Annotated in this window: 21 protein-coding genes and 1 pseudogene; 12 read left to right on the forward strand and 10 right to left on the reverse strand. The window is 68.8% G+C overall.

The window, feature by feature from the left end:
- Positions 1-47: 47 nt before the first annotated feature.
- Entirely contained in the window at positions 48-2438 is a 2391-nt protein-coding gene (locus tag CJ177_RS21845) for a DUF6049 family protein (protein WP_095868560.1), read from the reverse strand.
- Between the two features lie 2 nt (positions 2439-2440).
- Positions 2441-3016: an NUDIX hydrolase gene (locus tag CJ177_RS21850; protein WP_005572816.1), complete on the reverse strand. Its 576-nt coding sequence runs from the start codon at positions 3014-3016 to the stop codon at positions 2441-2443.
- Positions 3017-3165: 149 nt separating this feature from the next.
- Between CJ177_RS21850 and CJ177_RS21855 the strand changes: the two genes are divergently transcribed.
- The 6 genes from CJ177_RS21855 (at position 3166) to CJ177_RS21880 (ending at position 12187) form a co-directional block, all read left to right on the forward strand.
- A complete protein-coding gene (locus tag CJ177_RS21855) occupies positions 3166-4617 on the forward strand; it encodes a CCA tRNA nucleotidyltransferase (RefSeq protein ID WP_095868561.1) in 1452 nt (483 codons plus the stop codon).
- 257 nt (positions 4618-4874) lie between these two features.
- Positions 4875-9011 (forward strand): bifunctional nitrate reductase/sulfite reductase flavoprotein subunit alpha, encoded by a 4137-nt coding sequence (locus CJ177_RS21860; RefSeq protein WP_095868562.1) that lies wholly within the window; start codon positions 4875-4877, stop codon positions 9009-9011.
- Positions 9012-9097: 86 nt separating this feature from the next.
- Positions 9098-9502, forward strand: a complete 405-nt coding sequence (locus tag CJ177_RS21865; RefSeq protein WP_005249134.1) for a molybdopterin-binding protein — start codon at positions 9098-9100, stop codon at positions 9500-9502.
- Positions 9499-10308, forward strand: coding sequence for a molybdate ABC transporter substrate-binding protein (gene modA / locus CJ177_RS21870; protein ID WP_095868563.1), 810 nt, complete (start codon positions 9499-9501; stop codon positions 10306-10308). The genes CJ177_RS21865 and modA overlap by 4 nt, the downstream gene beginning before the upstream one ends.
- On the forward strand, positions 10305-11111 hold the full coding sequence (locus tag CJ177_RS21875; protein ID WP_005249136.1) for an ABC transporter permease: 807 nt from the start codon (positions 10305-10307) through the stop codon (positions 11109-11111). The genes modA and CJ177_RS21875 overlap by 4 nt, the downstream gene beginning before the upstream one ends.
- Positions 11108-12187 (forward strand): sulfate/molybdate ABC transporter ATP-binding protein, encoded by a 1080-nt coding sequence (locus CJ177_RS21880; RefSeq protein WP_095868564.1) that lies wholly within the window; start codon positions 11108-11110, stop codon positions 12185-12187. The genes CJ177_RS21875 and CJ177_RS21880 overlap by 4 nt, the downstream gene beginning before the upstream one ends.
- A 21-nt stretch (positions 12188-12208) precedes the next feature.
- On the opposite strand, the gene CJ177_RS21885 is transcribed toward CJ177_RS21880, so the two are convergent.
- On the reverse strand, positions 12209-13744 hold the full coding sequence (locus CJ177_RS21885; RefSeq protein ID WP_095868565.1) for a DUF4185 domain-containing protein: 1536 nt from the start codon (positions 13742-13744) through the stop codon (positions 12209-12211).
- A gap of 215 nt (positions 13745-13959) precedes the next feature.
- On the opposite strand from CJ177_RS21885, the pseudogene CJ177_RS49210 reads away from it, so the two are divergent.
- Both CJ177_RS49210 and CJ177_RS21895 read left to right on the forward strand, forming a co-directional pair.
- A pseudogene (locus CJ177_RS49210) lies at positions 13960-14208 on the forward strand (hypothetical protein); the annotation flags it as partial.
- Between the two features lie 161 nt (positions 14209-14369).
- Complete coding sequence (locus CJ177_RS21895) at positions 14370-14780, forward strand: PaaI family thioesterase (protein WP_009476716.1); 411 nt, start codon at positions 14370-14372, stop codon at positions 14778-14780.
- 8 nt (positions 14781-14788) lie between these two features.
- Here CJ177_RS21895 and CJ177_RS21900 read toward each other — a convergent pair whose 3' ends face one another.
- Positions 14789-16087: an MFS transporter gene (locus CJ177_RS21900; protein WP_095868567.1), complete on the reverse strand. Its 1299-nt coding sequence runs from the start codon at positions 16085-16087 to the stop codon at positions 14789-14791.
- Positions 16088-16097: 10 nt separating this feature from the next.
- Positions 16098-17039 carry an NAD-dependent epimerase/dehydratase family protein gene (locus tag CJ177_RS21905; protein ID WP_061044783.1) on the reverse strand — a complete coding sequence of 314 codons (942 nt, stop codon included), beginning with the start codon at positions 17037-17039 and terminating at the stop codon, positions 16098-16100.
- 145 nt (positions 17040-17184) lie between these two features.
- Between CJ177_RS21905 and CJ177_RS21910 the strand changes: the two genes are divergently transcribed.
- From CJ177_RS21910 to CJ177_RS21920, 3 genes are all read left to right on the forward strand, one after another.
- The gene (locus tag CJ177_RS21910) at positions 17185-17880 is read left to right on the forward strand and encodes a TetR/AcrR family transcriptional regulator (RefSeq protein WP_095868568.1); all 696 of its coding nucleotides are present in this window, start codon (positions 17185-17187) and stop codon (positions 17878-17880) included.
- A gap of 67 nt (positions 17881-17947) precedes the next feature.
- Positions 17948-18553 carry a YqgE/AlgH family protein gene (locus tag CJ177_RS21915; protein WP_095868569.1) on the forward strand — a complete coding sequence of 202 codons (606 nt, stop codon included), beginning with the start codon at positions 17948-17950 and terminating at the stop codon, positions 18551-18553.
- An 82-nt stretch (positions 18554-18635) separates the two neighbouring features.
- Positions 18636-18812 (forward strand): hypothetical protein, encoded by a 177-nt coding sequence (locus CJ177_RS21920; RefSeq protein WP_005263530.1) that lies wholly within the window; start codon positions 18636-18638, stop codon positions 18810-18812.
- Here the strand turns inward: CJ177_RS21920 and CJ177_RS21925 are convergent.
- The 3 genes from CJ177_RS21925 to CJ177_RS21935 are packed head-to-tail and all read right to left on the reverse strand — an operon-like array spanning position 18800 to position 21864.
- Positions 18800-19582 carry a Mut7-C RNAse domain-containing protein gene (locus CJ177_RS21925; protein ID WP_007301451.1) on the reverse strand — a complete coding sequence of 261 codons (783 nt, stop codon included), beginning with the start codon at positions 19580-19582 and terminating at the stop codon, positions 18800-18802. The genes CJ177_RS21920 and CJ177_RS21925 overlap by 13 nt on opposite strands.
- Positions 19583-19591: 9 nt before the next feature.
- Positions 19592-20584, reverse strand: coding sequence for a bile acid:sodium symporter family protein (locus CJ177_RS21930; RefSeq protein ID WP_095868570.1), 993 nt, complete (start codon positions 20582-20584; stop codon positions 19592-19594).
- The gene (locus tag CJ177_RS21935; RefSeq protein WP_005249149.1) at positions 20581-21864 is read right to left on the reverse strand and encodes an MFS transporter; all 1284 of its coding nucleotides are present in this window, start codon (positions 21862-21864) and stop codon (positions 20581-20583) included. The genes CJ177_RS21930 and CJ177_RS21935 overlap by 4 nt, the downstream gene beginning before the upstream one ends.
- Before the next feature lie 68 nt (positions 21865-21932).
- Here CJ177_RS21935 and CJ177_RS21940 point away from each other — a divergent pair, with 68 nt between their 5' ends.
- Positions 21933-22610 (forward strand): FadR/GntR family transcriptional regulator, encoded by a 678-nt coding sequence (locus CJ177_RS21940; RefSeq protein ID WP_025433638.1) that lies wholly within the window; start codon positions 21933-21935, stop codon positions 22608-22610.
- Positions 22611-22642: 32 nt separating this feature from the next.
- On the opposite strand, the gene CJ177_RS21945 is transcribed toward CJ177_RS21940, so the two are convergent.
- Positions 22643-23614, reverse strand: a complete 972-nt coding sequence (locus tag CJ177_RS21945) for a DUF1648 domain-containing protein (protein ID WP_095868571.1) — start codon at positions 23612-23614, stop codon at positions 22643-22645.
- A gap of 22 nt (positions 23615-23636) precedes the next feature.
- Positions 23637-24038 carry an SdpI family protein gene (locus CJ177_RS21950; RefSeq protein WP_005249154.1) on the reverse strand — a complete coding sequence of 134 codons (402 nt, stop codon included), beginning with the start codon at positions 24036-24038 and terminating at the stop codon, positions 23637-23639.
- Positions 24039-24059 lie beyond the last annotated feature (21 nt).

Raw genomic sequence — 24059 nt, forward strand, 5'->3', positions numbered from 1 at the left:
ATGGGAGCGATCGGGAAGCCTCTGGCCCCTGCTGGGCAAGTTCCCGGTCATGAACGTTCGTACCCTTCGTCAGCTGGATCCGGCTGGCCGCGGAATCGATGCCACAGCCGGCGGCCGGCGAGGAACAGCAGCAGAGCACCCGCGCATGCTGTCAGTATCGCCAACGCCTGCCCGTACGCGTTGGACCGTACCGTCACGCTGGTCGGCTCTCCCAGTTGCTGTCCATCGGCGGTGGTCAGAGAGAATTTGACGACGAGCTTGCGGGAGTCGTTGGCCTCGGTGGGAACGGTGAGGGTGCGGCTGCCGCGCGGAGGCAGCGTGGTGGGGCCGATGTCGGTGATGGTCATCCCCGACGGCGCATCCACCTGGAGACGGACGGTGATCCCGACCGGCAGGTCGTTCCTGGCCACCAGCAGCAGTGGGCTCTGTTCCGACGCCAGCGTGTAGACACCGCCCGGCGACACGACGGTGACGGCGCCGAACAGGTCGTCCATGGTTTCGGCCACCTCGTCGGCGCGCACGTCGGACGCCTCTTCCGCGGACCGTCGTTCGTCGTCGCGTCGATGCGCGAGACTCATCGAGCGCAGCAGGTCCTCGCGCAGCGGTGCCGTGAAGCGCTCCGGGGTGAGCGGGGCCTGCGGGTCGTCGACCAGTGCGGTGTTCAGTGCCTCGATGCGGGGCGTCTGGGTGGCGGCGGCGTCGCGGATATGGGCGGGGACGCCGTCCTCGGCGGCCTGATCCGGGTACTCCAGCGTGGCGACCTCGGGTGATCCGGGCTGACGTCCCAGCAGCGCGGGCAACGGGCGGGGGGTCGCCAGCCCGGAGCGCATCAGCGAGGACACCGTGGACAGCAGCGTCTTCGCGTCCTCGGCGCCGGCCGTCCACAGCTGCGGCGGCACCACCATCAGCGAGCGGGGGGTGCCTGCGGCGCGTGCGGCCTCCGGTTCGAGGGCAGACCACGACACCGCACCGAGTGCGTCCTGCAGTCGGGCGGTCTGGGAATCGTCCGAGAGGTCGTACCGGGCGCGCTGCGGGGTGTACGAGGGGGTCTGCGGTGTCGTTCCCATGGCCGCGAGCGCCGTCCCGACCGAGGGATCGAACAGCAGCGCGTCGACGCTTCCGGTGGCCGCGGGCGTCTCGGTGGCCGCGGGGGTCGTCTCCCCGTTCGCGGGAACGGGGACGGGGGGTGGTGTCGCCTCGATGACGTGGACGCTGTCGCGGGGCGTCGTCGTGTCGACGGAATTGGCGGCCACGAGCGTGGTGGTCGCCTCGTCTCCGCGGAGCATCTGCGCCGTCGCATCGTCCAGCACGCCGGCGTCGCTCCACACGAAATTGCGCAGCGACGTGACCCCCAGCACGTTGTCGACGATGTCCGCGGGGGCTTCGACGGCGGTCGCGGTCAGGTCCGGGTTCGCGACCTCGGTGATCGCGGACAGGTCGGCCTGCGCGAACGGCACCGACGTGGTGCACATGGACGCGGCCAGCGACCGGGCGCGGTCGAGCCACGCCGACGCGGCATCCTTACCGGTGCCCTCATGCGCGGAACCGGTGGGATCGGACGGGTCGTCCACCACCAGGTATCCGCGCGTCATGTTCTCGACGGTGATCAGCAGGTCCGGGTCGACGGCCAGACACAGACTGTCCCGGAGGGTGTGGTCACGGTCGACGCTCTCCCGGGTGGCGAACTCCGCCGCGCTCAGCAGTTCGTCGAGCCGGCCGCCGTCCGCGAGCGACGTCGCGAGGTCGTCGTCGACGAGACGGACCGGTTCGGTGACGGAACCGGGCACCCCCGCTGCGAGCCGGGGCCGGTCGGCGAGCGGCCACAGCATGGTGACCGCGACGGGACTGGAGATGTCCGGGGGCACGGCCGGAGTGCCGGGGACCCCGAACACGGGGAGCAGGAATCGGGCGTCGTCGAGGCGCGCGGCCCCGCCGTACTCGGGGGTGCCGTTCACGTTCACCATCAGCGGGTACACGCCGGGTTCGGTGATGTCGAGAGAGACGTCGGTGTCGGACCGTAGTGGCAGCGACAGCGTGAACTGCTTGCTCTGCCCCTCGTCGAGGCGGCCCGCGACCGTGTCGAACATGCCGACCGTGTCGTACCGGGACTGATCGAGGGTGAGGGACGTGCGGAGGCCCTCGCTGCTCGCGACTGCGGGAGCGCGCTGCAGTCGCACGCTGACGTCGCGGACCGTGCGGTCGCCGATGTTCTTCACCGAGCCCGTGACGGTGACGAACGGGTCGCTGGTGGTGGTGACCGTGGACGGCGTGACGTTGTCGATGTGCAGTTCGAGGAACTCGGGGTCCTCGTCGACCGTCTGGGTCCCGGCGCTCTCGGGCGGCACGGGGTCCTGGGCCGACGCCACCACGGTGCTGGTGGGAGCCAGAACGACCGCGAGTGCGGTCAACGTCACGGCACCGACCCGACGCAAAGCCATCCTCATCCGGCGTCTGGCCCCTTCTGGAGCTTCAGGTCGGGGGCGGTCGGGGTGGTAGTCATCTTGGAGATCAAGTCACCGGCGATTTCTGCGAGTTTCCGTTCGTCTGCGTAGGCCAGGCGTGATCCCAGCTCGGCGAGCGGCACCCACGCTACCTCGGTGACTTCCACGTCTTCGTCCGACAGTTCCCCACCGAGGCATCTCAGCAGATAGTGGTGGACGGTCTTGTGGACCCGTCGGCCCTCGGTGACGAACCAGTAGTCGATGCTGCCGAGCGACGCGAGGACGGTGCCCTGGATGCCGGTCTCTTCCTCGACCTCACGCATCGCGGTCTGTTCGGCGGTCTCGCCCTGCTCGATGTGTCCCTTGGGCAGCGACCACAGCAGCCGCCCGCGTCGGTCGGTGCGTCCGATCAGCGCGGCGCACAGATTCTCCCGTGGTCCGCCGAGACCGTTGACGACGAGCCCGCCCGCCGAGGTTTCGCGAACCGTCCTCATGTGGGGTTTCGCGGGTTTGCCGACGGCGCCGCGCCGCCGCGAGTTGCGGCGACTCCTGTTCGCACGTTCGGCAGCAGACACCCCATCGATAGTAGTTGGCTTTGCCGTCTCCACCGGAACGCCGCACCCGAACCGAGACGCTTCGTGACACACCTGTGGTGAACCGAACGGCGAGGTGACAGCGTGTATGCGTATCTCGCTATTTGCGCACCTCGGTAAGCTTCCTGGACGTGACTGCCCCTTCTCTCGACGACGAGCGCCGTACGCGACTGCTTGCCGGCGCCGCGGTGACGCTGCGCGAGCTGTCCGAAGTCCTGACGCCGCTCGGTGAGAGGTTCGCTGCCGCCGGTCACGAGTTGTACCTGGTGGGGGGCAGTGTCCGGGACGCGATCCTGGGCCGCCTCGGCACCGACCTCGACTTCACCACCGACGCCCACCCGGAGCGGGTGCAGAAACTGCTGTCCGGCTGGGCCGACAACCAGTGGGACACGGGCATCGAGTTCGGGACGATCAGCGCCGCCAAGGCGGGCCAGCAGATCGAGATCACGACGTATCGGGCCGACGCCTACGACCGGGTGTCACGCAATCCCGTCGTCCAGTTCGGGACGAAGCTCGAGGACGACCTGGTGCGGCGCGATTTCACGGTCAACGCGATGGCGGTGCGGATCGGTGCGGACGGCTCGCAGGACTTCGTCGACCCCCTGGGCGGCATGAACGCGCTGCTGGCCGGGGTGCTGGACACGCCGTCGGCGCCGGAGAACTCCTTCAACGACGACCCGCTGCGCATGTTGCGGGCCGCCCGGTTCGTGTCCCAGCTGGGATTCACCCTGCACGAGCGCGTGCATCAGGCCATCGTCGACATGGCGCCGCAGATCGAGCGGATCACCGCCGAACGCGTACGGGCTGAACTCGACAAGCTGATCCTCGGCGAGTTCCCGATCGACGGCATGAACGTGATGTGCGAGACGGGTCTGGCCGACTTCGTGCTGCCCGAGGTGCCGCAGATGAAGCTGGAGATCGACGAGCACCACCAGCACAAGGACGTGTACTGGCATTCGCTGACCGTGCTGAAGCAGGCCGTCGACCTCGAGGACGGCGACCCCGACCTGGTGTTGCGGTGGGCGGCGCTGCTGCACGACATCGGCAAACCGGACACGAAGCGCAACGAGCCGGGCGGCGGCGTGAGCTTCCACCACCACGAGGTGGTCGGCGCGAAGATGGTCCGCAAGCGGATGCGGGCGCTGAAGTATTCGAAGCAGATGGTCGACGACGTCTCGCAGCTGGTGTTCCTCCACCTGCGGTTCCACGGCTACGGCAAGGGCCAGTGGACCGATTCCGCCGTGCGCCGGTACGTGACGGATGCCGGCCCGCTGCTGCCCCGGCTGCACAAACTGGTCCGCGCCGATTGCACCACCCGCAACAAGCGGCGGGCGGCCGCCCTGCAGGCGACGTACGACGACATCGAGGAGCGGATCGCCCGGATCGCCGAGCAGGAAGACCTGGCACGGGTGCGCCCCGACCTCGACGGCAACGCGATCATGGAGTTGCTCGGCATTCCCGCGGGCCCCGACGTCGGGAAGGCGTGGAAGTACCTGAAGGAGCTCCGGCTCGATCGCGGTCCCCTCAGCCGCGACGAGGCCGAGGCCGAACTGCTGTCGTGGTGGGCCACGCAGCAGGGCTGACCGATCGTCGATCCGGTCGGGTCGACGTCGTCATCTCCTTACTCCGCTTTCGGGCGGCCACTCACCTGAAGTGACGACGGTCACAGGACCTGGTGATTCTGCCGTGCCGACATCACCACCCGGCCCGGGCCCGGGTGCGAGAGACGTCACCGAACGCTCACGGGGGTTAATCCCGACGAAACACGGTTCACGGCAGCATTGATACAGGTCGTGAGCCGGGTGGACAGGCGGCGACCGTGCAGGTGAGGAGCTAGTCGATGCAGCAGCAGAAAGCCGGGACTTCCACAGTGAAGACCGCCTGCTCGTACTGCGGTGTCGGCTGCGGCATGGTGCTCGAGGTCGGGATCGATCCCGAGACCGGTGCGCGCCGCGTGCTCAAGGCGTCCGGCGACAAGGACCATCCCACCAACTTCGGGCGGCTGTGCACCAAGGGTGCGACGAGCGCCGAGATGCTGGTGGCCGGTGGCCGGATGGAAACCGGGTACGTCCGCGACGAGCGGGGGGAGGCACCCACCTCGATCGACGTGGGCGCCGCCATCAGCGAGACCGCCCGCCGGCTGAAGGAACAACTCGACGAGCACGGACCGGACGCCCTGTCGTTCTACGTCTCCGGTCAGATGTCCATCGAGGCGCAATACCTGATCACCAAGCTCGCGAAGGGCTTCGTCGGCACCAACCAGATCGAGTCGAACTCGCGGCTGTGCATGGCCAGCGCGGGCACCGGCTACAAGCAGTCGCTGGGCGCGGACGGCCCGCCCGGCTCGTATCAGGACTTCGACAAGGCCGACGTGTTCTTCGTGATCGGCGCCAACATGGCGGATTGTCACCCGATCCTGTTCCTCCGGATGATGGACCGCGTCAAGGCCGGGGCCAAGCTGATCGTGGTCGACCCGCGCCGCAACGCGACCGCCGACAAGTCGAACCTGTTCATGCAGATCGCGCCCGGCACCGACCTCGCGCTGCTCAACGGCCTGCTGCACCTCCTGGTGAAGAACGGGCACACCGACCCCGAGTTCATCGCCGAGTTCACCGAGGGCTGGGAGGTGATGCCGGAATTCCTCGAGGAGTACACGCCCGAGAAGGTCGCGGACATCACCGGCATCCCCGAATCCGACATCCGTCAGGCCGCCCAGTGGATCGGTGAGGCCGAGAACTGGATGAGCTGCTGGACGATGGGCCTCAACCAGAGCACCCACGGCACCTGGAACACCAACGCGATCTGCAACCTGCATCTGGCCACCGGTGCGATCTGCCGGCCGGGCAGCGGCCCGTTCTCCCTCACCGGTCAGCCCAATGCGATGGGTGGCCGCGAGATGGGGTACATGGGTCCCGGTCTGCCGGGGCAGCGGTCGGTGCTCGCCGCCGACGACCGGGCGTTCATCGAGGATCTGTGGGAGCTGCCGGAGGGCAGCATCCGCACGGAGGTCGGCACCGGAACCGTCGACATGTTCGAGCGGATGGTCGCGGGTGACATCAAGGCCTGCTGGATCATCTGTACCAATCCCGTTGCCACCGTCGCGAACCGGCGGACCGTGATCGAGGGCCTCGAGGCCGCCGAGCTCGTGGTCACACAGGACGTCTTCCTCGACACCGAGACCAACGGTTACGCCGACATCCTGCTGCCGGGGGCGCTGTGGGCGGAGTCGGATTCGGTGATGATCAATTCCGAGCGCAACCTCACCCTGTTGCAGCAGGCCGTTGATCCGGTCGGCCAGGCGCTGCCCGACTGGCAGATCATCGCCCGTGTCGCCTGCGAGATGGGGTATGCGGACGCGTTCACCTACGACTCCTCGGAGGACGTGTTCGAGGAGATCAAGCGCACCTGGAATCCGAAGACCGGCTACGACCTTCGCGGCGTCTCCTACGACCGTCTGCGGGAGACACCGGTGCAGTGGCCGAGCCCGCCCGGCAACCGCACCGATCGCAACCCCCTCCGCTACGTCAACGACGGTGTGAGCCAGAACCTGCTGTCGGCTCCCGACGGTTCACTCCCCCGGCTCGCGTTCGCCACCGCGAGCGGCAAGGCCGCCTTCTTCCCGCGCCCGCACATGCTGCCCGCCGAGATGCCCGACGACGACTACCCCTTCGTCCTCAACACCGGCCGCCTGCAGCACCAGTGGCACACGATGACGAAGACGGGCAAGGTGGCCAAGCTCAACAAACTGAACGCCGGCCCGTTCGTCGAGATCAATCCGGCTGATGCGCAGAAGCTTTCGATCGCCGACGGCGACAAGGTGGAGGTGGCGTCCCGGCGCGGTCGCGCGGTACTTCCCGCCGTCGTCAGCGACCGCGTCCTCGCCGGCGGGTGTTTCGCCCCGTTCCACTGGAACGACTCGTTCGGTGAGTACCTCAGCATCAATGCCGTCACCAACGACGCCGTCGATCCCACGTCCTTCCAGCCGGAGTTCAAGGCGTGCGCCGTCTCCCTGACCCGGGTGGCCCCGGTGGCGGCGCCGGAGGTCCCGGAGACCGGCGGGGCGCTCACCCTCGCGCAGGGTTCGCCCGCCGCGGAGATGAGCCGCATTCTGGGCCTGGACGACTCCGCCTCCCCCACCTTCGACGAACACGAACGCATGTACCTCGCCGGGCTGCTGTCGGGGCTGCAGTCCACCGAGATCCAGGGAGTTCCGGTCCTTCCGCGAAGCGCACCGATCTCCGGGTCCAAGCGCGTGTGGCTGGACGGTCTGATGGCGGGGCTGTTCTCCCGTTCCGACGTTCCGCAGAGTGCCGTGGTGCCGGACGCGAACACTGAATCGGTCCAGCATCCGGTGGTGGTGGTGTGGGCGTCGCAGACCGGCAACGCCGAGGAGTTCGCCGCCGAATGTGCCGAACAACTCGAAGCGGCCGGCCACGGCACCCGCCTGATGAGCATGGACGACTACGACGTCGCGGGCCTCGCCGACGTCCGCGACCTCCTGATCATCACCAGCACGTTCGGGGACGGCGACGCCCCCGACAACGGCAGCAGCTTCTGGTCCGCGCTCAGCAGCGACGAGGCCCCGAAGCTGTCGCAGACCCGATACGCCGTACTGGCTTTCGGCGATTCCAACTACGACGACTTCTGCGGGCACGGCAAGCGGATCGACGCCCGGCTGGAGCAGCTGGAGGCGAAGCGCCTCACCGAGCGGGTCGACTGCGAACCCGACTACGAGGAGCAGGCACATCAGTGGCTGACCCAGGTCCAGAAGCTGGTCCGGGACCGTGCGGCGGCCGACGGTGCGACCGTGATGGCGCCCGCACCCGCGCCTGCCCGGCCCGCACCGAAGAAGGCGGCGACGTTCACACGGAAGACGCCGTTGATCACGCGATTGACGAAGAACATTCCGCTCAGCGCCGCCGGATCGTCGAAGGACGTGCGGCAGTTCGGTTTCGAAGTGAGCGATCCGGAGTTCTCCTACGAGGCGGGCGACGCTCTCGGTGTCTGGCCGACCAACAGCGACGCCGTCGTCGACGAGTGGCTGAAGGTCACCCGGTCGATCCCGGACACGCCCGTGACGTTGCCGGACCTGCCGGAGATGACGCTGCGCGAGGCGCTGCGCACGAAGCTCGAGATCACGAAGGTGACCCCCGAGTTGCTGCGTTTCGTGCAGAGCCGCACCCAGGACACCGAGCTGGCGCGGCTGTTGCGCCCGCAGAACAAGATCGCGCTCCAGCAGTGGTTGTGGGGGCGGCAGTCGATGGACGTGCTGGCGGAGTACGGGGTCGACGCCGGCGCGGACGAGTGGCTGAGTGTGCTCAAGCGCCTCCAGCCCCGGTTGTACTCGATCTCGTCGAGCCCCAAGGTCGACCCGGGTGAGGTGCAGCTGACCGTCTCCGCGGTGCGCTACAACCACGAGGGCAAGAACCGATCCGGGGTCTGCTCGACGTTCCTCGCCGATCACTGCGACGAGGCCGACGTGCCGATCTTCGTGCAGAAGTCGGCGCACTTCCGTCCCCCGCAGGCCGCCGATGCACCGATGATCATGGTCGGTCCCGGCACGGGTATCGCTCCGTTCCGCGGATTCCTGCACGAACGCCGCGAATTGGGTCACACGGGCAAGAACTGGATGTTCTTCGGTGAGCAGCACGAGGCTACCGACTTCTACTACCGCGAGGAGATGGAAGCTATGCACCGCGACGGATTTCTCACCCACCTCGATGCGGCGTTCTCCCGGGACCAGCGGCAGAAGATCTATGTGCAGGACCGCATTCGCGAGCACGGTGCCAAGCTGTGGGGCTGGATGCAGGAGGGTGCGTCCCTGTACGTCTGCGGCGACGCCAGCCGCATGGCGAAGGACGTCGACGAGACGGTCCGTGAGGTCGTCCGCACCCACGGGCGACTGGACGAGGAAGACACCGAGCTGTACATGAAGCAGCTCGCGACCGACAAGCGCTACGTGCGGGACGTGTACTGATCCGCATCTGCGGAAAGCTGCACTTGATCGGTCCGTATTTGCCGACATAGGATGTCGGTCATGACGCATGCGCGGACAATTCTCGGATGACGGGTATCCGGATACGACAGGCCGCGGAACTGCTCGGCGTCAGCGACGACACGGTCCGGCGGTGGATCGACAACGGCAGCCTCGCGGCGGAGAAGGACGAGTCGGGCCGCAAGGTCGTCGACGGCCCCGCGCTCGCCGAGTTCGCGCGCGCCAACGCGTCGAAGTCACCCGATCTGCTCGGATCGGAGTCCTCGGCGCGCAACCGATTCACCGGCATCGTGACCGCGGTGGTGATGGACAAGGTGATGGCCCAGGTCGAGATGCAGTGCGGCCCTTTCCGCGTCGTTTCCCTGATGAGCAGTGAAGCCGTCCGCGACCTCGGGCTCGAGCCCGGCAAGGTCGCGGTAGCCGTCGTCAAGTCGACCACGGTGATCGTCGAAACACCTGGAGGAGTTACATGAAGATGTCCTGGCGCCGGGCCACGACGGTGGCTGCTGCGGCCGCGCTCGGTCTCGGTCTTCTGACCGGCTGCGGTTCGAACGACGACAGCGGCGCCTCGGGTTCCGCCGAGTCGACGTCCGCGTCCGCGTCGGGTGGCGACATCACGGTGTTCGCGGCGGCGTCGCTGAAGGGCACGTTCACGGAACTCGGCCAGATGTACGAGACCGCGAACCCCGGATCCCACGTCGAGTTCAGCTTCGCCGGTTCCTCCGACCTCGCCGCTCAACTCGACCAGGGCGCGTCCGCCGACGTGTTCGCGTCCGCCGACACCAACAACATGACGAAGGTGGTCGACGCCGGGCTCGTCGCGGGCAGTCCCGTCGACTTCGCCACCAACACGCTGACCATCGTCACGGCACCCGGAAACACCAAGGGCATCAAGTCCTTCGCGGATCTGAACCGTGAGGGGACGCTGGTGGTCACGTGTGCCCCGCAGGTTCCGTGCGGTTCCGCGACGCAGAAGGTCGAGACCGCGTCGGGTATCGACCTCACCCCGGTCAGCGAGGAGTCGTCGGTCACCGACGTGCTGAACAAGGTGACGGCCGGTCAGGCCGACGCCGGCCTCGTGTACGTCACGGACGCGGCGAGCGCGGGCGACAAGGTGACGGTCGTGGCGTTCCCCGAGGCCGCGCAGGCAGTGAACACCTATCCCATTGCGACGCTGTCCGCTTCGAAGGCACCGGACGCGGCGCAGGGCTTCGTCGACCTCGTCACGGGACCCGACGGTCAGGCAGTGCTGGCAAAGGCAGGATTCGCCCAGCCGTGATCCGGGCGGCGCGCGTCAGAGTCCCGTCCGGGCTTCCGGGCTGGATCTTCGTCCCGGCAGCCCTGGGCGGACTGTTCGTCGTCCTGCCGCTGTTCGCGATGCTGGCGAGCGTCGAGTGGTCGCGATTCTTCCAGCTGGTCACGTCGGAATCCTCGCTCGCGGCACTGGAACTGAGCCTGCGGACCGCCGCCCTGAGCACCGTACTGTGCGTCCTGCTGGGGGTTCCGATGGCGGCCGTGCTGTCGCGCAGCAGTTTTCGTGGCCTGCACGTGCTGCGGTCGCTGGTGCTCCTGCCGCTGGTGCTTCCGCCGGTGGTCGGGGGTATCGCCCTGCTGTACACGTTCGGCCGGAAGGGCCTGATCGGGCAGCACCTGGAGGTCGCGGGCATCCACATCGCGTTTACCACCACGGCCGTGGTGCTCGCGCAGACGTTCGTCGCGCTGCCGTTCCTCGTGGTGAGCCTCGAGGGTTCGCTCCGCACCGCAGGCAGCCGGTACGAGCACGCCGCCGCGACGCTCGGTGCGAGCCCCACCACCGTCTTCCGGCGGGTGACACTTCCGCTGGTGCTGCCCGGGCTGGTGTCCGGGGCGGTGCTGTCGTTCGCGCGGGCGCTCGGCGAGTTCGGGGCCACACTGACGTTCGCGGGCAGTCTGCAGGGCGTCACCCGAACCCTGCCGCTCGAGATCTACCTGCAGCGTGAGACGGATGCCGATGCGGCCGTGGCGTTGTCGCTGGTGCTCGTCGTGGTCGCGGTGCTCATCGTGGTGGGTTCGCGGGGCTGGGCGTCGAGGGCCGCGCTGTGACCGGCCTGAGCGTCGAGGCGCGGGTGGATGCGCGTGGCGTCGACGTGGGGTTCGACCTCGGCGAGGGTGAGGTGCTGGCGGTGCTCGGACCGAACGGTGCCGGCAAGTCGACGGCGCTCTCGGTGGTCGCCGGCCTGGTTCGCCCCGATGTCGGACGCGTCGAACTGAACGGTCGCGTGCTCACCGACACCACCCGGGGCGTCGCAGTGCCCCCGCACCGGCGCGGGATTGCGCTGCTCGCACAGCAGGCGCTGTTGTTCCCGCATCTGACGGTGGCCGCCAACGTGGCGTTCGCCCCGCGCAGTGCCGGCCGCGGACGTCGGGAGGCGCGGGCGATCGCCGAGAAGTGGCTGGACGCAGTGGATGCGACGCAGTTCGCCGACCGCCGTCCGCACGAGCTGTCCGGGGGGCAGGCGCAGCGGGTCGCGGTGGCCCGGGCCCTTGCGGCCGAGCCCCAGGCCCTCCTGCTCGACGAACCCATGTCAGCCCTCGACGTGGCCGCGGCGCCCGCGTTGCGCGTGCTGCTCCGGCGGGTGCTGCGGGAAGGGAACCGGACCGCGGTCGTGGTCACCCACGACATCCTCGACGCGCTGGCGCTGGCCGACCGCGTGATCGTCGTCGAGGGCGGCCAGGTGGTCGAATTCGGTTCCGTGCGAGACGTGCTGACACGCCCCCGCAGCGCGTTCGCCGCGCGGATCGCCGGGCTCAACCTGGTTCCCGTGTTCGGGGCGCAGGACGGCTTCGAAACCGAGACCGGTGTTCGGCTGCACGGTCTGGCCGACGCGGATTTCGTGCCGGGCGCGCCGGCGGTCGCGGTGTTCGCCCCCCATTCGGTCGCCGTCCACCGGCGCTCACCGGAAGGAAGTCCGCGCAACGTCTTCCGGGTGTCCATCTCGGAGATCGAGGTGCGTGGGCCGACGGTCCGGGTTCGCGCCGCCGAAGCCGGAGGCCGGTTCGAACTCAGCGCCGACGTGACGGCGGCGTCCGTCGCGGAACTCGATCTGGTGCCGGGCCTGGACGTGTTCTTCGTCGTCAAGGCCACCGAGGTCGCCCTCCATGCCGTGCGTACTTGTTAACCGCGGGCGGTTGACAAGTACTCACGGGTGCAGGGACGCGTGCATCAGGTAGACGTTGTAGCTGTCCCACTCCGAGATCGTGAAATACAGATCCTTGTCCGTCGACCACGGATGCATGAAGCCGCCGTACGCCATCGGGTAGTCGGCCGTGTCGACGAGCGTCGCGCCGGCCGACCACACACCCTGTGGGCTCGACGACTGCCGCAGGATGATCGAGCCGCCGACGGGCTCGAGGTAGCTCATCAGCCAGGTGCCCGCGGCCGCGTCGTAGCGGACGGACAGTTCGCTGGCCACCCCACCGACGATGGGGGTCGCGAGGTGCTGGGACACGGGGGTCCACGTGCCGTCCGACCAGTACTGGTACGACGTGGTGTTGAGGACCTGATCGACCGGAACCCGGGCCAGGCCGATCGTGCCGATCCGCCCGTTGGGGGTGCCGAACATGTACACGTAGTCGCCCTGCGGCACCATCGCGGACACCTGGAATCGGGCGCCGAAGATGTTGTCCCACTTGGCGTGCTGATCCTTGGTCCAGGTCTGCCCGTTGTCGTCGGAGTAGGCGATACCGCCGTAGTTCGTGTACCACATGCCGGGGACCATGCTCCAGCGCTTCACCGACATGTAGCTGAGGTACTGACGGTCACCGATCGCGAACCCCGACGTGGGGATGGTGGTGGTCTCGAAGTTGTTGATGTGCCTGCTGTCGATGATCTCGGCGGCATGGCACCGGCTGTCCTGGACCATGCTGTCGATGGTCATGCCGTCGGACAGGTCGGTGTCGGTGCTGTGGCCGAGAACGTTGCTCCGCCAGTCCTCGCCGAAGGCGCCGGGCGGAGCCCAGTCCTTGCCGAACGTGTCGCCGAACGCGACCGCGACCTCGCCGGGCTTCGTCTCCCAGGTGATGCCGAGGTCGGTGCCGTCGACCTGCCAGCGCTTGTCCGTGCGGTTTTCCGAACCGCGGCCCGTCAGTTGCGACACCAGCCGGACGTCGCCGACCTCCGGCTTCGCCACGGGTGCGGTGACGGAACCCCGTTCGGCCGGGTTGATCTGGACGGGCGGCGCCGGCTGCGGTTCGGGTCCGGGGCCGCCGGGAACGGGGATGGGAATGGTTTCGGGACGCGGATCGATGGAGATCTTCGGGATGGGCAGCGCACTCGAGCCGGACGAACCCGACGACCCCGCAGAGCCGGAAGAGCCTGCGGAACCGGAGGAACCGGGCTCGGCCTCCGGCTCGTCGACCGGATCGGTGAGGTCGGGGCACGGGTCCGCGCACGGGTCGGCGGGAAGGTCCTGGGCGACGCGCGTCTGGTCGGCGGTCGGTCCGGGGACCGGCACCGGCACGAAGTCGGGGTACGGGATCGGGATGCTCACGGTCGGGGGAATGGGCGGAAGCAGTGGGCCGCCGCCCGGACTCGGCGGTTCCTTCGCCGGGTTGAATCCGGTCTCGCCGCACGCGTTCACGGGCAGCCACGGAGTGGTCTCGGCCGCGGCGGGGGCAGCGGTGAAGCCGATCGTCGCGGCCACGACGGCGGCGACGCACAGCGGCACTCCGGCCACAGACCATGACTTCTCGACCACGGGACCCCTCCAGATCGGTGGTCGGAGTGATGGTGGACCGACCTGCACGTTCGGGTTGAAGATAACACCCGGCGACGGCATCCTCAGTGCACGAGCCCGGCCCGTCCGGTCACAGTGCGGTCTCACTGTCGCAGAGGGAAATTTCTTCGGGTGCGGGTGGAACCGGATCCGATTCCGCTGCGTCATACCTTCATATGGATCCTCTCGAGTATTCGTTCGGAACCGGTGCCGACGCCCCGACGGCGTGGACGTCACCCGCCGATCTCGACCTGGGGTCGTCCGGCGGTGTCGACGCCGTGCGCTTGGATTTCGACGGCGACGGCCTCCTCGACGACGCGATGTGGGATTCGGACGGCGACGGCGTGGCCGATCGGTCGGTGCTCGACTACGACGCCGACGACGAGGCCCGCTACTTCACCGACCCGTCCGGCAACGGGACGTGGAATGTCGAGATGACGATGGCCGAGCCACCGGTGATCGCGGCGGTGCATACGTGGCGCCCCGATCCGGTGATCGGCAGTGCTGAAGCCATTGACGTCAGGGCCGAAGCGGGGCACGGTGGGTTGGGATTTCAAACTGACCGAGTGTTCGAGGAGAAGCCACCATGACCGATCTGACGCGGGAGGCGGCGAGCGCCTTCGTCGCCGCTGCCGGCCTGGAACTCGACGAGGTGTCGGGGACGAAGGTCGTCGGCCACATCGACCTGTCCGCCGACCACCACACACCGTGGGGCGTGGTCCACGGCGGCGTCTACACGACGGCGGTCGAATCGGCCGCGAGCATCGGTGCGAGTACCGCCGTCGCCGACCGTGGTGAGTTCGCGGTGGGCGTGCACAACGGCACCGACTTCCTGCGGGCCCGCACCGAGGGGCGGGTCGACGTGGTCGCGGTGCCCATCCAGCAGGGCCGGGTGCAACAGTTGTGGTCGGTGGTGATCACCGCGACCGACACCGGCAAGGAGGTGGCACGCGGTCAGGTCCGACTGCAGAACGTGCCCATGCCGGGGTCGAAATAGCCCGGTTCTCAGGCAGGTTCGCGCCGGGAGTTGAGCAGGACGCCGAGCAGTCCGAGGCCGTAGGCCGCGCCACCCGCGAGTACCAGTCCGAGTGATCGGCCGTCGGGGGCGATCACGAGGGAGGCCGCGGCGATCGACGCGATGAAGGCCACGTTGAACACCGTGTCCTGCAGCGCGAACACCTGTCCCCGGCGGGCGTCCTCGATCTCGATCTGCATCGCCGCGTCTCCGGTGAGTTTGATGGACTGCCCGGCGAATCCGAGGATGAGCGCGCCGCACAGCAGCGACGCCTGCGTGAGCGTCGCAACGAGTGTGCACTGCACGACGAGGGCGAGGATCAGGCCGCCGACGATGGTGTGGGACCGTCCGACGCGCGGAATCAGGAACGGTGTCGAGATCGCCGCCAGCAGCATGCCCGTGGCGGTGGCGCCGACCGCGACACCGAACCCGGCCAGACCTCCCGGCAGGTCGCTGACGGTGGCGGTGTCGCGAAGCACCAGAACCATGATCAGCGTGTTGACACCGAAAACGATCCGGTGCGTGCCTATTCCGATCATCGCGGTCGTGACGCCCGGTGACTGCCACACGGCGACCGCTCCGTTGCGCAGTCCGGCGGCGACGGCGCGGATCGCCCCGTATGCGGGCTTCTCGTCGGCGTGCGGACCGAGGAGCCGATGGTGGAAGCGCGACGCCGCGAACGCGGCCACCGCCGAACCGCAGGCGGCTGCCGCGACGGCCATTCCCGAGCCGCGGTCGCCGGCGCCCACGAGGGAGATGATGGCGACCGATGTCGCGGCGCCGAGTGCGGCGACGACGGAGCCCGCGGTGGCGAGCACCGAATTGGTGGCCACGAGCCAGGACCGGTGCACCACTCGCGGCAGCGCCGCCGAGACTCCCGCGAGAACGAACCGGCTCACTCCGATGGCGGCGAGGGCGAGAAGGAGCAGCGCGGACTCACCGGTGCCGGTCTCCAGCAACACGGCGGTCAGCAGAATCAGCAGTCCGCGCAGAACATTCGCCCACAGCAGCACGGCGCGGCGGTCCCAGCGGTCGAGGAGCGCGCCCGCGTACGGTCCGATCACCGAGTACGGGAGCAGCAGTACCGCGAAACCGGCGGCGATCGTGACGGGATCGGTTGCGCGCTCCGGGTTGAACAGAATCGCGCCGCCGAGCGCGGTCTGGAACATGCCGTCGCCCAGCTGACTGGCGAATCGCACCGTCGCGAGACGGGCCAGCCCGGGTGACCGCCGGAGGGTGTACGCCGTTCTGCGCCACGCCTCGCGCCGGTCGCCGAGCTGTTTCGCCATTCACAGGACCCTATCCGGCGGCCGCGACCGACCTGTCCTGCCACCACCGGACGGTCTCCTCGGCGGCCCGGTCCAGCGGTGTCGGGGCCAGTCCGAGCCGGGCCTCGCTCTCGGACGAGTCCATCACGAACGGCTCCTCGAACTGGTACAGCATCTCGGCCAGCTCGCGGCTGCCCTGGTGTACGAGCCCGCCGCCGCGGATCACCCAGCCGGGCAGGGTGCCCACCTTCGGGACGGGAACCCCGGCGGCCTTCGCGTAGGCCTCGACCATCTGCCGCTGGGTGACGGCCGGGACCGTCGGTGCGTGCAGCACCGAGTTCCACAGCGCGGGGTCGTGGGCGGCGACGATCATCGCGGCCGCGAAGTCGGGAACGTACGTGAACGAGTGGGGCAGGTCGGCGGAACCGAGGACGCGCATCGTCTTGCCCGCGAGGACGACGGGCACCATGCGCTCGCCGGCGTGTGCGTTCAGCACCTGCGGTCCGAAGAAGTCGGACGCGACGACGCTCACGGTAGGGGTCGAGGACTCGGCGCGGGCCTTCAGCAGCCGGGTCCGGACGCCGCGCTTACCCGAGTCGGCCGACCGCGGGGTGTGCTCGGTCATCGGCTGCTGCGACGTGTCGTACGAGTAGAGGCTCTCGGGGAACACGACGACGGCGCCCACGTGGCCCGCGGCCTCGAGCACGGTCTGCTCGGCGGCGGGGAGTTCACGCTCCCACGCGTCGGCGCTGTAGGCGGCGTGGATGCAGTGGTAGACCGCGACTGCTCCGTCGAATGCCTCACGCAGCGCGTCGGCGTCGGAGACGTCGACCTTCCGCCGCTCGATCAGGGGATGGTCCGGGCCGCTGCCCGAGCGGGTGAGGACCCGCACGTGCCGGCCCTGTTCGGCGAGCTGCAGGGCGACGGTCCAGCCGACGGGTCCTGCTCCGGTGACGATCTCGATGTTCGACATGTCCGCTCCTGCTGTGTGAGTCGATTTCGGCGATGCGAGAGCACTGCTCTCTGTCTGATTCGAGAATGCTCTCCCTCGACCGCATTGTCAAGAGCAGTGCTCTCGTTTGTTGACACCGCTCTCTGAAATTGCCACGCTGGACCCCATGCCAGGAACACCACGAGAGCGCGCCCGCGAGCAGACGTTGCAGGACATCACGAGGATCGGACGCGAACAGTTGGCCGCGGTCGGCGCCGCCGCCCTGTCGCTACGGGCCGTCGCACGCGACCTCGGCGTCGTGTCGTCCGCCGTCTACCGGTACGTCAAGAGCCGCGACGAACTGCTGACGCTGCTCGTCGTCGACGGATACAACGAACTCGGCGACGCAGCGGAGGCGGCCGTGGCGTCCGCCGCCGAACCGCGGGAACAGTTCCTGGCGCTCGGCCGTGCGGTGCGCGAGTGGGCGCTGCGTGAGCCCGCCCGCTACGGATTGCTGTTCGGCAGTCCGGTTCCCGGCTACCAGGCGCCCGGCGAGCAGACCACGACTCCGGGGACACGAGTGATCTACGCACTCGTCGGGATCTTCGACAATGCGTTCCGGGCGGGCAAGCTCGAGGCGGCCGCCGCGGCGCCCATCGACGACGAGCTCGCGGCAGACCTCGACCGCATCCGCGCCGAACTCGGACTCACCACCCCCGACCATCTGCTCGCCCGCGGCGTCCTGGTCTGGTCGGCGCTGTTCGGGGCGGTCAACTTCGAGGTGTTCGGGCAATACGGCGCCGACACGTTCACCACACCGGGGGCACTGTTCGAGCACCACCTCGCGGTCCTGGCCGAGACTGCGGGGCTGCCGGCGGCGTAAAGCGGCGAACCGGACGCAGGTCGCGTCCTCCGTCACATCGCGTCCGCCGCGGTGGGATGATGTTCAGGTGGCGCACGCAGAAGAACCCGAAGATCGAACGGCGTCGACGGAACCGGTGGTCCGGCCCGGCAGCCTGTTGGTCTCGTCCACAGATCTCGTCGAACCCGCATTCCGTCGCACCGTGATCTATGTGATCGAGCACAACGACGCCGGCAGCCTCGGCGTGGTCATCAACCGTCCCAGCGAAACCGCGGTGCAGGACGTGCTGCCACAGTGGGCGCCGCTCGCCGCGCGCCCGTCCGCGCTGTACGTCGGCGGACCCGTCAAACGGGACGCCGCACTGTGCCTGGCGACACTGCGCACCGGTGCGCAGCCCGACGGTGTCGCGGGTCTGCGCCGGGTCCACGGCCGCGTGGTAATGGTGGATCTCGACTCCGACCCCGAGGTCATCGCCCCGCTCGTGGAGGGTGTCCGGATCTTCGCCGGCTACTCGGGATGGACGTACGGTCAGCTCGACTCGGAACTCCAGCGCGACGACTGGATCGTCATCTCGGCGCTCGCATCGGACGTGGTCGCTCCCGCCCGGGTCGACGTGTGGGCGCAGGTGCTGCGCCGGCAGCCGCTCCCCCTCGCCCTGCTCGCCACTCACCCGATCGACGTCGAGCGCAACTAGACACACCCCGCGCACGTCCCTGGACTGTCGGGGACCGGTGGTATCAACAGAGGTGGGGAACGAAGTGAGGAGGACAGCACACGTGATCGACACCTGTCACGGAACATTGATCGTGCACACGCTCTACGGAGCAGAGTGCACGGACGAGTCGTGCGTCGAGTTGTCCGAGGCCCGGCACGCACTGATCATCGACTGCGACGAATTCGGCGACTGCGTGTGCTCGGCGGAGTTCGCCGAGCAGCTGCGTCACGCATCCTGAGAACCCACCTCGAGCGTCACCCCGACCTCCGACAGGCGTCGGCGCAGCTTCGGAAGATGGCTGCCCGGCCAGTACAGCTGCGCACAGTCCCGGCACCGGCTGAACTCGTGTTCGTTGCCCGCGACGCCCGGTGGTGCCTCGGCGAGCGCCTCGGCACGGGGAACCGGCGCGAGAAGGCCGTTGCATCGCGCGCACCGGGTGAACGGCGAGATCCGCGACCGAAGGTCGAAGCGGTCCAGCACTTCCCGCAACTGCCGGCGTGGGTCCGTTTCGTGCAGGAACGCGCCGTGGGTGAGCGCCGACCTCTTGAGTAGGCCGGTGTCCCGGGTCAGGACGATGCGATGCTCGGACAGGGAGATGTCCACCAGTTCCGGGTCGGCGAAGTCGTTGCGATAGCGGGTGTCGAAGCCGAGCAGGCGGAGGTAGCGGGCGAGGCGGCCGAGATGCACGTCGAGCACGAACGTCGGGTCGCGCAGCGGTCGGGGACGCAGTTTCGTGACTCCGGTCAGATCGAGGCGCTCGAACATCGGGTACACCGCGACGCGTTCGCCGCCGCGCAGAAGGTGGGCGAAATCGACCGACACCTCGTCGACGAGGATCAGATCCACCTCGGTGTGCGGGACGCCCAGCGCCTCGATCCGGTCCTTCACCGACGGGGTGCCGTCGAACTCGTGCTCGAAAGTGTGCTTGCGCCGTACCGGCGGCAGAAAGTCGTTCAGCTCCTCGTAGAAGCGGAACTCGCAGTGACGAAGTGGCTCGGGCATCGGCATTTCACGTCCTCATGCCACAGTACTGGCCGACTCCTCGCGGCTGCCCCTCGAATACTGCTGCGCGAGCGCGGCGCAGACGATCAGCTGGATCTGGTGGAAGATCATCAGCGGCAGCACGATCAGCCCCACCGGCTGTCCCACGAACAGGACCGAGGCCATCGGCAGACCTGTGGCGAGGCTCTTCTTCGATCCGCAGAAGACGATGACTATCCGGTCGGGAACGGAGAATCCCAGCTTCCGGCCGGCCAGGGCCGTGGCGGCGAGTACGACGGCGAGGACGACGCAGCACACCAGCACGACACCGAACACCTGCCACGCCGTCACGGTGTGCCAGATCCCCTCGTTCATGCTCGCGCTGAACGCGGAGAAGACCACGAGGAAGATCGAGCCGCGGTCCACGATCCGGGTGGGCTCGGAGTACTTCTGCAATAAGTCGATGACGAACGGCCGGATCAGCTGGCCGACGAAGAACGGCAGGAGTAGCTGCAGCACGATGTCGAGGATCGACGAGAAGTCGACGTGGGCGTCGCCGGTGGTGGTCATCAGCAGGATCACCAGCGCCGGTGTCACGAACACACCGATGAGATTGGAGAACGACGCGCTCACGATCGCCCCGGCCACGTTGCCCTTGGCGATGGACGTGAACGCGATCGACGACTGGACCGTCGACGGAACCAGGCACAGGTACAGGATGCCGGTGTACAGGTCCTCGCTGAGCACCCCCGGCACGAGGACGCGCAGCGCGAGCCCGATCAGCGGGAAGAGCACGAACGTCGCGGCGAACACGACGGAATGCAGCCGCCAGTGTTTCAGCCCCTTCAGCGCCTCCTGCGGCGACAGCCGCGCCCCGTACAGCAGGAACAGGATGCCGATCGCGATCCGGGTGGCCCAGTCGAGCACCGTCTGACCGGTCCCCGACACCGGGAAGACGCTCCCCAGGATCGCCACGGCGACGATGCCGAGGACGAACCCGTCGAGGTAGAACCGGCTGAGGAATTTCACTGCGTCGTGGGTAGAGCGGCGTGGTCACGACTCTTCGTGCGGACGCTCAGCACCGCGAGGACGCCGCACAGGACGGCGCCGATGATCGCGAGTTCGATGATGGCCACGTGCATGCCCTGGACGGTGATGGCGATGCCCGCGCAGATGGACGGCACGGCGAGACCGACGTAGCCGACGGTGAAGAACGCGGCGAGCGTCCCGCCCTGGGCGTCGGGGGCGTGCTCCGCGGCGGCGGCACCCACGGCCCGCATCGCTCCGGCGAACGAGAGTCCGTGTCCCACACCGACGATGACGGTCACGACGCACAGCAGGGCGAGGGACGGCACGAAGTCGACGACGAGCAAACCGATCATGCCTGCGCCGACGGCGCCGATGCCCAGGGTTCGGCAGAGTACGGTTCCGAGCCGGTTGGCCACGAGTTGCGCGGTCACCGAGCAGATCATGACCAGTGCGGCGGCACCGCCGGCGACCACGAGGTTGCTCACGCCGAGCAGGCCGATGATCCACGTCGGGACCACCGACTGGAACAGGCCGACGGCACCCCACGCGAGTGCGACGCCGAGGGAGGACAGCCAGAACACCTGGCGGATGGGTGCGGGGACGTGCGGGACCTGGAACAGCTGGGTGGGTCGTGACTGCCCGCCGGTGGGTGCGGGCAGCAGCAGCACCATGATCAGCGCGGGCAGGAGTGCCAGCGCGAACAGCACGTACGGCAGGACCAGGGCGTGCGGCAGGTACTGCGCGACGGCCCCGCCGAACAGCGGACCCAGCGACGCACCGAGCGCGGTGGTGAGGGTGGCGGCGAGACCCGCGCGGCGGAGGTTCCGGGCCGGTTCGTGCTCGATGAGGGCGGCGGACCCGGCGGCCGAGCAAGCACCGACGGCGATGCCCTGGGCGACTCGGCCGAAGAACAGCCAGATGGTCGAGTCGGCGAACGCGAGGACCACGGCGCCCAGCAGGCTGAAGGAGATGGCGGCCAGCAACACGAAGCGGCGTCCCAGTGCGTCGGACAGCGGGCCGAAGAACAGCAGCGAGGGAAGCAGTCCGGCGACGTAGACGGCGAAGATCAGCGTCTGGACCAGCGGGGTGAATCCGAACTCGTGGCGGTAGAGCGAGTACAGCGCCGTGGGGATGTTGGCGCCGAGGAGCAGCACGACGAGGAGGTAGTTCAGGCCGTGGAAGTGGCGGCTGGTGGTGCGGGCGGTGACGGTGGGGACGGTGCCGGCGTGAGCGGTTGACGTGGACGTGTGGGGTCGCCTCCTCAGGCTGTCCGAATACATGGGACGTCCTACGTAGTTTAGGCGGGCCGGTCGTGAGTCGCGAGCCGGCGAGGTGTGAGGATGAGTACATGACAGTGGTTCGGCGCGAGTCCGCGTATCAGCAGTCCCTGGACTGGATGCGTGGCCGGATCGCCCAGGGCGACTGGACGGTGGGCGAGCGCATCCCGACGGAACCCGAGCTGATGACGCTGCTCGGGGTCGGGCGCAACACCGTGCGCGAGGCCATCAAGACCCTCACGTCGACGGGCATCCTCGAGATCCGGCGCGGGTCCGGAACGTTCGTGCGAGCCCGCACCGACATCGGCGGGCTGCTCGGGCGGCAGGTCGCGGTCGCCGAGATGCTGAACGTCTTCGAAGTCCGGCGAGCGCTCGAGACCGAGGCCGTCCGCCTGGCATGCGGTCGCCGCACGGACGACGATCTGCGGTCCCTGTCTGCGCTACTCGACGAGCGGCAGCGAACGACGGATCAGCCGTCCCGGTTCGCGGACGCCGACCTCGCGTTCCACCTCGGGGTCGTGGAGGCCGCGCACAATCCGGTGCTGTCCGACCTGTTCGCCGGCATCCTCGAACCCACCCGCGCCACGTACGACTTCACCGAGGGCGTCCACCCCCCGTCGCTGACCACCGACGACCACCGTGCCGTCGTCGACGCGATCGCCGCCCGCGACGAGAACGCCGCGGTCCGGGCCGCCCTCGGCTACCTCGACCGTGTGCTCGACGCGGTGCACCAGGCCTCCCGCCCGTGAGTGGTTGACGAGTCCCTGCACTCCCCGGCCACTCACAGGCGGCGGAGCCGCCGGTCGGCGAACGCGTTCAGCGCCCCGGCCATGTCCTCGGCCCGTGCGCTGGTGACGGTCAGCCGGTCGCCGCAGGCGGTCGTGACGATCACGGCGGGACCGGTCCTCGTCACGACGCCGTAGTTCCGTCGGCCCTTCACCTTGAGTCCCCAGCCGCCGAAGTCGTCGAACGGCTTGATCACGTCGACGCGGGCGCCCTCGATCTCGTCGACGCCGTACTGCAGGGCGGTCATGCCCATGTTCACCACCCGGATACCGGACCGATCGACGATCACCCGGAAGCGAAGCAGGCTCACGATCAGCACCCCGACCGGCACGAACACCGCGAGGGGCCACCACCCGTCGACGAGCAGGCAGACGGCGACAGCGGGCGCGACACCGAGCAGCAGGAGCAGCACCAGCGAGCCGACGGTGCCGAAACCGACCGTGTCCGCGACCGTCGCCGGGTCGTCGGCGCGCGGCAACCGGGGGTCGGGAGGACTGGTGGCGGACACCCGGGGCCGGTAGTCGCGTAGCAGGGCGGCGCCGAGCAGGCCGACGACCGCGCCGATCACGACGCCGAGGCCGAGCGACCACAACGGAAGTTCGGTGTCCGAGGCGTCGGCGACGTCGAGTTGGACGTAGAGCAGCACCACCTGCACCGTCAGGATCAGACCGACCACGGACAATCCGACGACGAGCATCGTGCGACGCATCATGAGCATCGCCTGGGCCAGGGCGGCGATCGCGGCGCATCCGCCACCGAACAGCACCGTCACCAGGGCAAACGTCCAGGCGCTGGACATCGGGGTGGCGAAGCCGTCGGGCGAGGTGGTGGTCCAGTGGGTGGCGATCTCCGCCGGAAGCCGCGGTTCCCAGACCTTCGTGAGGATCACCCCGCACAGGGCGGCGACCACCGGCAGCAGGAGCCCGAAAACTGCGCCTGCGGGGTCGACGACGCGCGAGGACTTCACCGGACGGGCCGTCGCCAGCCGATCAGGACGGCTGGCAGGCGCCCTTCAGCGAGCACGCACCGCAGGAACTGCCGCACCCGCCGGTGTCGGCAGCGGGCACCGCCGCGGCGGCACGGGCACCGAGCGATCCGCCCGTCGCCGCGGTGAGAGCGGCAGCCACGACGCTGACGAGGACGGCGCCGATTCCGAAGACTCCGCCGATCAGGATTCCGGCGATTCCGCCGATGACGAGGAGCCCGGCAGCGGCAAGCAGGGTGGGCCCTGCGACCTTGTTGGCCAGCGCAAACGTCTGATCGTCGCGCATCGTCTCGGGGGTGCGGACACCCGCCCACCGGTTGCGCGGGAGCCGCTCGGCGAGGCCTGCAACGGCGACACCGGAGACAGCGACGGCGAGCACGAACAGCACGACGGAGGCAATCAACACGAGACCAGGATACGGCGGACC

This window comes from Rhodococcus sp. ACPA1 (assembly GCF_002300195.1).
Taxonomy (GTDB): domain Bacteria; phylum Actinomycetota; class Actinomycetes; order Mycobacteriales; family Mycobacteriaceae; genus Rhodococcus_F; species Rhodococcus_F opacus.

Excerpts from the sequence above, each read along its gene's own strand:
- CJ177_RS21935 (WP_005249149.1), bottom strand. The coding sequence starts at position 21,864 with ATGTATTCGGACAGCCTGAGGAGGCGACCCCACACGTCCACGTCAACC.
- CJ177_RS21910 (WP_095868568.1), top strand. The coding sequence starts at position 17,185 with ATGCCAGGAACACCACGAGAGCGCGCCCGCGAGCAGACGTTGCAGGAC.
- CJ177_RS21925 (WP_007301451.1), bottom strand. The coding sequence starts at position 19,582 with ATGCCGATGCCCGAGCCACTTCGTCACTGCGAGTTCCGCTTCTACGAG.
- CJ177_RS21845 (WP_095868560.1), bottom strand. The coding sequence starts at position 2,438 with ATGGCTTTGCGTCGGGTCGGTGCCGTGACGTTGACCGCACTCGCGGTC.
- CJ177_RS21860 (WP_095868562.1), top strand. The coding sequence starts at position 4,875 with ATGCAGCAGCAGAAAGCCGGGACTTCCACAGTGAAGACCGCCTGCTCG.
- modA (WP_095868563.1), top strand. The coding sequence starts at position 9,499 with ATGAAGATGTCCTGGCGCCGGGCCACGACGGTGGCTGCTGCGGCCGCG.
- CJ177_RS21865 (WP_005249134.1), top strand. The coding sequence starts at position 9,098 with ATGACGGGTATCCGGATACGACAGGCCGCGGAACTGCTCGGCGTCAGC.
- CJ177_RS21900 (WP_095868567.1), bottom strand. The coding sequence starts at position 16,087 with ATGGCGAAACAGCTCGGCGACCGGCGCGAGGCGTGGCGCAGAACGGCG.
- CJ177_RS21895 (WP_009476716.1), top strand. The coding sequence starts at position 14,370 with ATGACCGATCTGACGCGGGAGGCGGCGAGCGCCTTCGTCGCCGCTGCC.
- CJ177_RS21905 (WP_061044783.1), bottom strand. The coding sequence starts at position 17,039 with ATGTCGAACATCGAGATCGTCACCGGAGCAGGACCCGTCGGCTGGACC.
- CJ177_RS21940 (WP_025433638.1), top strand. The coding sequence starts at position 21,933 with ATGACAGTGGTTCGGCGCGAGTCCGCGTATCAGCAGTCCCTGGACTGG.